Here is a 7,890-nt window from a genome sequence, read left to right on the forward strand (position 1 = left end):
TTAAGTTCTTTAGAAACAAAGCTAAATACATAAATCTTGATAGACAGTATGAAGATTAAAAAATAAATTAAATATCGGCAACAGGGTTGCGATTCAAGGGAGGTTTATTTATGAATTTCGGAAGTTGGATAGTAGAAAACGGTGGAGTAGTATTTGGAGGATTAGGTGTTGTATTTGCAATGCTATCGGCTTTAGGCTCAGCTAAAGGTTTATCAATAGTTGGTCAGGCGGCGTCAGGACTTGTTCCTGAAGAACCTCAAAAATTTGGTAAAACACTAATATTACAGTTGTTACCAGGTACTCAGGGACTATATGGTTTCGTTATAGGACTACTTATATTATTAAAGTTAAATGGAGATATTGGTCTAGCTCAGGGTATGTATCTTGCAGCAGTAGGTATGCCTATAGGATTTGTAGGTTGGGGTTCAGCAGTATCTCAGGGAAAAGTGGCAGCAAGTGGTGTAGGAATACTTGCAAAGAATGAAGCTCAGACTACTAAGGGTATAATTTATTCAGTAATGGTTGAAACTTATGCGCTACTTGCATTCGTTATATCACTTCTATTATTCTTCAAGTTTGGTGCTTTCTTTGCTTAGAAAATACAAAAAATTTAGAAAAAAGGAAGTGATCTAATGGCAGAGCTTAATAAGCTAACAGATAGAATTCTAGAAGAAGCTATGTTGCAGGCTGATGAAATAAAAAAAGAAGCAAAAGAAAAAGTAGATAGGTTAAATTTGAATTCTAAAAAGCAAGCTGAACAAAAATATAGTGCCATTGTCGAAAAAGGAGCTTTGGAAGCGGAAAATCTTAAAGAAAGACTTAGATCGAATGCTAATCTTAGAGCGAGGGACAATGAGCTTAAGGTAAAACAAGAAACAATACAAAAAGTTTTTGAGTCTGCTCTTGAGGATATGAAAAATATAAAAGATGAAGAATTGATATCCTATATTGAAAAAAATGCAGGATTTTCAGAAGAATCTCTTATTATAGTTCCAAAGGGAAAAGTAGACATAGTTAGAAGAAGATTCCCGAATGCGAAAATTTCAGATGAAAGATTTGCTGATTCAGGTTTTATAGAGATAGCAGGTGGTATTGAAAAGAACTTTACTTTCGATACTCAAGTAGAATATATAAAAGATGATATACAGGGTGAAATAGCAAAGGTACTTTTTAAATAGGGGGTAGTTTATGGATAGATTAGATTACGCCCAGGGTGTAGTAATGGCGAGGGTTTATGAGAAAAAACTTCTCGACAAAGGAAAACTTGAGAAGATGATAGACGCAAAAGACGCAGATGAGGCTTTTAAAATACTTTTAGATTCAGAATATACTAAAAGCACAGATGGAGTTGAAGGTGTCAAGGACTATGAATTACTACTAAAAAATGAAACATCAAGAGTTTTTGGGTTGGGTTCTGAAATGCTCCACGATAAAAGAATTTTAGAAATTCTTTCTCTGAAGTATGACTATCATAATTTAAAAACTATGGTTAAGGCGAAGGTTTCCGGTAAAGAATTAGATGAACTTTTCATATATTCAAGTGAAAACAATCCGGAAAAAATAAGATTACAATATGAAAGTGGTCACTTTACAGACACAAAAAGTGAATTTATAAAGGCACTTAGATCGGCAGAAGAAAAATACAATGAAAGTGCAGATCCACAAATGATAGATATAGAAATAGACAGGGCTTATTTTAAGCATTTGAAAGACATTGCGGATTCACTTGGAATAGAACTTTTCAATGATTATGTAGGTGCAAGTATAGACTTTTTCAACGTATCATCGATGTTGAGAGCTATGAGAATGGGAAAAAGTCAGAACTTTTTGGAAAAAGTTCTAGTTGAAGGTGGAGGTATTTCTATAAATAAACTTATAGATTTGTCTAGAGAAGATTTTGATAGATTAGCAGCGGCATTAAAATCTGAAAAAATAGGTACAGCCTTGCTAGATAGTGTTGAACAATACAAAGAAAGTGGCAGTTTTTCAGTAGTAGATAATGAAAAGGACGTTTATCTAAGAAGACTTAATTCTGATTCAAGATTTATTTCTTTTGGTCCCGAGCCGATATTTGCTTATCTTGTGGCAAAGGAAAAGGAAATATCAGTAGTAAGACTGATACTAGTAGGAAAATTAAACAATATCCCAGCAACTAAACTTAGAGAGAGGTTGGGTGATATTTAATGTATAAGATCGGTGCAGTTGGAGATAAGGACTCTATTTTGGCTTTTAAATCTATAGGTATAGATGTATATCCAGTGGTAGATGGAAGAGAAGCAAGAGCTACAATAGATAGCCTTGCTGACAAACAGTATGGCTTGATATTTGTTACAGAACATATAGCTCAAGAAATAGAGGAGACTATACAGAGATATAAGAAAAAAATTGTTCCTGCAATAATATTGATTCCTTCTAATCAGGGAACATTGGGAATAGGAATGAGAGATATAAATAAAAATGTGGAAAAGGCAGTTGGTAGTAATATATTTGCCAATTCCGATAAATAAGGAGGAGAGGCTTAGTGAAGGCAGGTAAAATAGTAAAAGTATCTGGTCCGCTTGTCGTAGCCGAAGGTATGGAAGATGCCAATATATATGATGTTGTAAAGGTATCTGATTCCAGATTGATCGGTGAGATTATAGAAATGCGTGACGACAAAGCTTCAATACAGGTATATGAAGAAACATCAGGGATCGGTCCAGGAGAACCTGTTGAGACTACAGGGGAACCTCTAAGCGTAGAGCTTGGTCCTGGTTTAATAGAAAATATGTTTGATGGTATACAAAGACCTCTTGAAAAGTTCAGAGCAGTAGCAGGAGACTTTTTAACAAAGGGTATTGAAGTTCCATCATTAGATAGAGATAGAAAGTGGCAATTTCATGCTGAAGCTAAAGTAGGTGATAAAGTAGAAGAAGGCGATGTTTTAGGCTATGTTCAAGAAACAGAAGTTGTAAAACATTTGGTAATGGTTCCCTACAAGCTAAGCGGTGTAATTGAAAGTATCGAAGAAGGCGAATTCACTGTTGTTGATGATATAGCAGTTATAAAAACAGACGAAGGTGAAAGTAAAACTGTTCAGATGATGCAGAAGTGGCCTGTCAGAGTAAGTAGAAGAATAAAGGAAAAAATTGCTCCTAGAGTTCCATTAATTACAGGACAGAGAGTAATAGATACATTCTTCCCAGTTACAAAGGGTGGAACAGCTTGTGTTCCGGGACCATTTGGATCAGGTAAAACAGTAGTTCAGCATCAGCTTGCAAAATGGGCAGATGCACAGATAGTAGTATATGTTGGGTGTGGAGAACGTGGTAATGAAATGACCGATGTTCTTAATGAATTCCCAGAACTTATAGACCCTCATACAGGCGAAAGTTTGATGAAGAGAACAGTTCTTATAGCCAATACATCTAATATGCCAGTTGCAGCCCGTGAAGCAAGTATATATACGGGGATTACAATAGCTGAGTACTTTAGAGATATGGGGTATTCAGTAGCAGTAATGGCAGATTCTACATCAAGATGGGCTGAGGCATTAAGAGAAATGTCAGGACGTCTTGAAGAGATGCCAGGTGATGAAGGTTATCCAGCATATTTATCATCAAGAGCTGCGGAATTTTATGAAAGGGCTGGTAAGGTTGTTTGTAAAGGTAAGGATAATAGAGAGGGAGCACTTACAATTATAGGTGCAGTATCTCCTCCAGGTGGAGATATATCTGAACCAGTATCTCAGGCGACATTGAGAATAGTAAAAGTCTTCTGGGGATTAAATGCAAATCTTGCCTATAGAAGACATTTCCCTGCTATATCTTGGCTTGATTCATACTCTCTGTATCAAACAGATGTAGATGAGTGGATGGGTGATAATGTATCAGAACGGTTCCCAGAGAATAGAGCAGATGCAATGGCACTTCTTCAGGAAGAATCGGGACTTCAGGAAATAGTAAGACTGGTAGGTAGAGATACATTATCTGAAAAGGATCAGCTAAAATTAGAAGTGGCTAGATCTATAAGAGAAGACTATTTGCAACAGAATGCTTTCCAAGATGTAGACACATTTACATCTCTTGAAAAGCAAGACAAAATGCTAGACCTTGTTCTTAAATTCTACAGAGAATCTATAAGAGGACTTGAAAAACATGTATATTTAAATGAACTTTTACAGCTTCCGGTAAGAGCGTCAATAGCAAGAGCTAAGTATACAGAAGAGGCGAATATAGCAAAACTAGATGAAATATCAGAAGAAATAACTAGACAAGTAGATGAATTGATAAACAGAGGAGGTGGACTAGATGATTAAAGAATATAGAACTATAAGAGAAATAGTTGGTCCACTTTTAATGGTAGACGGTGTTGAAGGAATAAAATATGAAGAACTTGTAGAAATAGAGATGCAAGATGGTAATATACGTAGGGGTAGAGTTCTTGAAATCAATGGAGACAAAGCGATGGTTCAGCTATTTGAAGGTTCATCAGGTATCAATCTTAGAGATTCAAAGGTAAGATTTTTAGCAAAACCGCTTACACTTGGTGTATCTGAGGATATGATAGGTAGAGTATTTGATGGAATGGGAAATCCCAAAGACGGTGGACCGGACTTGATTCCAGAAGCGAAACTAGATATAAATGGTATAGCAATTAATCCAGTGGCAAGAGATTATCCTTCTGAATTTATTCAGACAGGTGTTTCTGCAATAGATGGTCTAAATACTTTAGTTAGAGGGCAGAAGCTTCCTATTTTCTCAGGCTCAGGTCTTCCTCATGCCAATCTAGCAGCGCAGATTGCAAGACAGGCAAAGGTTTTAGGTACTGATGAAAAGTTCGCAGTTGTTTTTGCAGCGATAGGTATAACTTTTGAAGAAGCGCAGTTCTTTATTGATGATTTTAAGAAAACAGGTGCAATAGATAGAGCGGTTTTATTTATGAATCTTGCAAATGACCCTGCTATTGAACGTATATCTACTCCTAGAATGGCACTTACTTGTGCAGAATATCTTGCATTTGAAAAAGATATGCACGTTTTAGTAATACTTACAGACCTTACAAATTACTGTGAAGCCCTTCGTGAAATATCAGCAGCAAGACGTGAAGTTCCTGGAAGAAGAGGTTACCCAGGTTATTTATATACTGACCTTTCAACATTATATGAAAGAGCAGGAAGAATTAAAGGAAGAAAAGGTTCTATTACACAGGTTCCTATATTGACAATGCCTGAAGATGATAAGACGCATCCAATTCCTGATTTGACAGGTTATATAACGGAAGGTCAGATAATTCTTTCAAGAGAGTTATACAAGAAAAATATTATGCCTCCGATAGATGTTTTACCATCTCTATCAAGACTTAAAGATAAAGGAATAGGTGACGGAAAAACTAGAGAAGATCATGCAGATACTATGAACCAGTTATTTGCTGCATATGCAGCTGGTAAAGAAGCAAAAGAGCTTCAGGTAATCCTTGGTGAATCTGCATTGTCAGAGTCAGATAAGGCATTTGCAAAATTTGCTGGTGAATTTGAAAACAGATACGTATCTCAAGGTTATGCGACAAATAGAACAATAGTAGAAACTCTTGATCTTGGTTGGGATTTATTAAAGATTCTTCCAAGAACGGAACTAAAGAGAATAAAGGACAAGTATATCGAGAAGTATTTACCTGAGGAAAGTCAGGTGGATTAATATGGCAAAGTTAAATGTAAATCCAACTAGAATGGAGCTTTCGAGGTTAAAGGCAAGACTTTCAACTTCTACAAGAGGTCATAAGCTTTTGAAAGATAAGCAAGATGAATTGATGAGACAATTTATTGCCATGATAAAAGAGAATAAGAAATTAAGAGAAGATGTTGAAGCAAAGATCACTGATTCTTTTGAAGATTTTCTTTTAGCTAGAAGTATGAACTCATCTCAGATGTTGGATGAAGCCTTGGCTATTTCAAAGGAAAGTATTAACCTAGAAATAGAAACTAAAAATCTGATGAGTGTAAATGTACCAGTAATGACTTTTAATAGAAGTAATGAAGAAGATACTTCTGCAATTTATCCATATGGATTTGCTGGAACATCTTCAGAATTAGATGAAGCTGTTAAAAAACTATATGATATATTGCCAGATTTACTGAAACTTGCTGAAATAGAGAAGGCTTGTCAGCTGATGGCAGATGAAATAGAAAGTACTAGAAGAAGAGTAAATGCTCTTGAGTATATGACAATACCTCAGCTGGAAGAAACTATAGTCTATATAAAGATGAAGTTAGAAGAGAACGATAGAAGTTCGATTACAAGACTAATGAAAGTTAAGGATATTATTAATAAATAATGAATTAACTTAATGTCCCTTTAAAGGAGTGGAATTTACCACTCCTTTTTTAATAGAAAAAATATATTAATTTAGAAAAAATAACATTAATATAGTATATAATTAGTATAAAAATAATCTAAAAAGAGTTTAAAAAAGTAAAATGTCATAAAAAAGTAGTCTAAAATTTATATTAGAAAAATAAAAGACTGAAAAATCAATTGAAATGCCTTAAAAAACATATAAATTTTAAAGAAGGAATATAATAATAAAAATCGTTTTATAATAAATAAAAAATATAAAATACAAATAAAGTATAATATAAAAGAAGATTAATAATTTAAAATAAAAAGTAAGGTAATATATTTTTGATTTTGGTGAAGAATATATTGGCAAAAGTATGTAAAAATGTAGTAAAATAATTCTATATAAATTTTTAAAAAGGAAGTTTAATTATGAATAATTTAGAAAATAGTATGCAGTATTTTTTCCGTATTGCAGAAGATCCAAATTACATACCAAATAGCTACTTATCAATGTTTTGTTTGTTAGCATGGGCAGTAGTATTTTTAATAGGCTACAAAACTAATTTAGATAAAATAAATAAAAGCTATATTAGGGGATTAGGATTTATTTTATTTTCTCTTCAAATTTCTGTAACAATTTGGTTTTTATTTTCAAGAAAGAATCCTCTTGAAGATTCTTTACCCCTATATTTTTGTAGAATGTCTAGTTTAATTTTGGGTGTGGCTCTTATAAGAAATAAAATAAACGGAAAGTTTACGAATTTCTTCGCTTTATTTTCAGTGTTTGGTGCATCAATAGCGCTTTTAATTCCAGATATGGAGCGATACAATTTTCCTCATTTTACAGGTATTTCATTTATAATAATTCATTCTATTCTTTTACTGACTTCGGTGTATATAGTTAAAAATTCAGAGAGTATATTAAGTAATAAGGATATGTTTAAGTTAGCGGCATTAATAATTGTTCCTATTCATATAATTAATCTTATCTTTGGAAGCAATTATTCTTATACGATGATACTACCAAGTATTTTAGCAGCTCTTCCAGAAGAGTTATCGGTAGCTGTAGTTTTCTCTGTAAGTATTTTTGTAGTAATGAGCATTCAGAAGTTAAAATTAATCAAGTGGGGCAAAATAGAAGAAGATAAATTGATATTAAGTGTAGATGACGTTTCTTTTAATGAAGATAGTTTTGAAGAATTAGATATGAATACTGCTAGATTTAATATAGAGAATTAGATGATAAAATTAAGAAAAACTAGTTATAAATTCATGAATTTATAACTGGTTTTTTTCAAAAATTGTAATTTTAATTATCTTTTTTAAAAATTAGTATTTATGTTAAATAATCGTATATTTCAATGCTAATTAAAATAAAAAAGTTAGATTTATAATTTTTATATTCTTCTTATACATTAAAAATCAGAGTTTAATGATAGATTAGCCTATTCGGAATGCTAAGAAAAATGAAATTTGAATTGTTTTTAATTCAAATAAGCATAAAATTTAATAAAAATATTAAGAGTTTTTATACCGTATAAAAGCAGAAAACAAAAATAAAAACACATAAATA

At 32.9% G+C, this 7,890-nt stretch carries 8 protein-coding genes; all 8 read left to right on the forward strand.

The window, feature by feature from the left end; all coding sequences use genetic code 11:
- Positions 1 to 110: 110 nt before the first annotated feature.
- The 8 genes from BMY82_RS08750 to BMY82_RS08785 all read left to right on the forward strand — a co-directional run bounded on the left by BMY82_RS08750 (position 111) and on the right by BMY82_RS08785 (position 7,556).
- Positions 111 to 596, forward strand: a complete 486-nt coding sequence (locus BMY82_RS08750) for a V-type ATP synthase subunit K (RefSeq protein ID WP_091976172.1) — start codon at positions 111 to 113, stop codon at positions 594 to 596.
- A gap of 36 nt (positions 597 to 632) precedes the next feature.
- Positions 633 to 1,178, forward strand: a complete 546-nt coding sequence (locus BMY82_RS08755; RefSeq protein WP_091976173.1) for a V-type ATP synthase subunit E — start codon at positions 633 to 635, stop codon at positions 1,176 to 1,178.
- 10 nt (positions 1,179 to 1,188) lie between these two features.
- Positions 1,189 to 2,184 carry a V-type ATP synthase subunit C gene (locus tag BMY82_RS08760; RefSeq protein ID WP_091976174.1) on the forward strand — a complete coding sequence of 332 codons (996 nt, stop codon included), beginning with the start codon at positions 1,189 to 1,191 and terminating at the stop codon, positions 2,182 to 2,184.
- Positions 2,184 to 2,507, forward strand: a complete 324-nt coding sequence (locus BMY82_RS08765) for a V-type ATP synthase subunit F (RefSeq protein ID WP_091976175.1) — start codon at positions 2,184 to 2,186, stop codon at positions 2,505 to 2,507. The genes BMY82_RS08760 and BMY82_RS08765 overlap by 1 nt, the downstream gene beginning before the upstream one ends.
- A gap of 14 nt (positions 2,508 to 2,521) precedes the next feature.
- Positions 2,522 to 4,297, forward strand: a complete 1,776-nt coding sequence (locus BMY82_RS08770) for a V-type ATP synthase subunit A (protein WP_091976176.1) — start codon at positions 2,522 to 2,524, stop codon at positions 4,295 to 4,297.
- Complete coding sequence (locus tag BMY82_RS08775) at positions 4,290 to 5,675, forward strand: V-type ATP synthase subunit B (protein WP_091976177.1); 1,386 nt, start codon at positions 4,290 to 4,292, stop codon at positions 5,673 to 5,675. The genes BMY82_RS08770 and BMY82_RS08775 overlap by 8 nt, the downstream gene beginning before the upstream one ends.
- 1 nt (position 5,676) lies before the next feature.
- Entirely contained in the window at positions 5,677 to 6,312 is a 636-nt protein-coding gene (locus BMY82_RS08780; RefSeq protein WP_091976178.1) for a V-type ATP synthase subunit D, read from the forward strand.
- A gap of 434 nt (positions 6,313 to 6,746) precedes the next feature.
- Entirely contained in the window at positions 6,747 to 7,556 is an 810-nt protein-coding gene (locus BMY82_RS08785) for a YwaF family protein (protein ID WP_091976179.1), read from the forward strand.
- Positions 7,557 to 7,890: the final 334 nt, after the last annotated feature.

This window comes from Peptostreptococcus russellii, assembly GCF_900110295.1.
GTDB lineage: Bacteria > Bacillota > Clostridia > Peptostreptococcales > Peptostreptococcaceae > Peptostreptococcus > Peptostreptococcus russellii_A.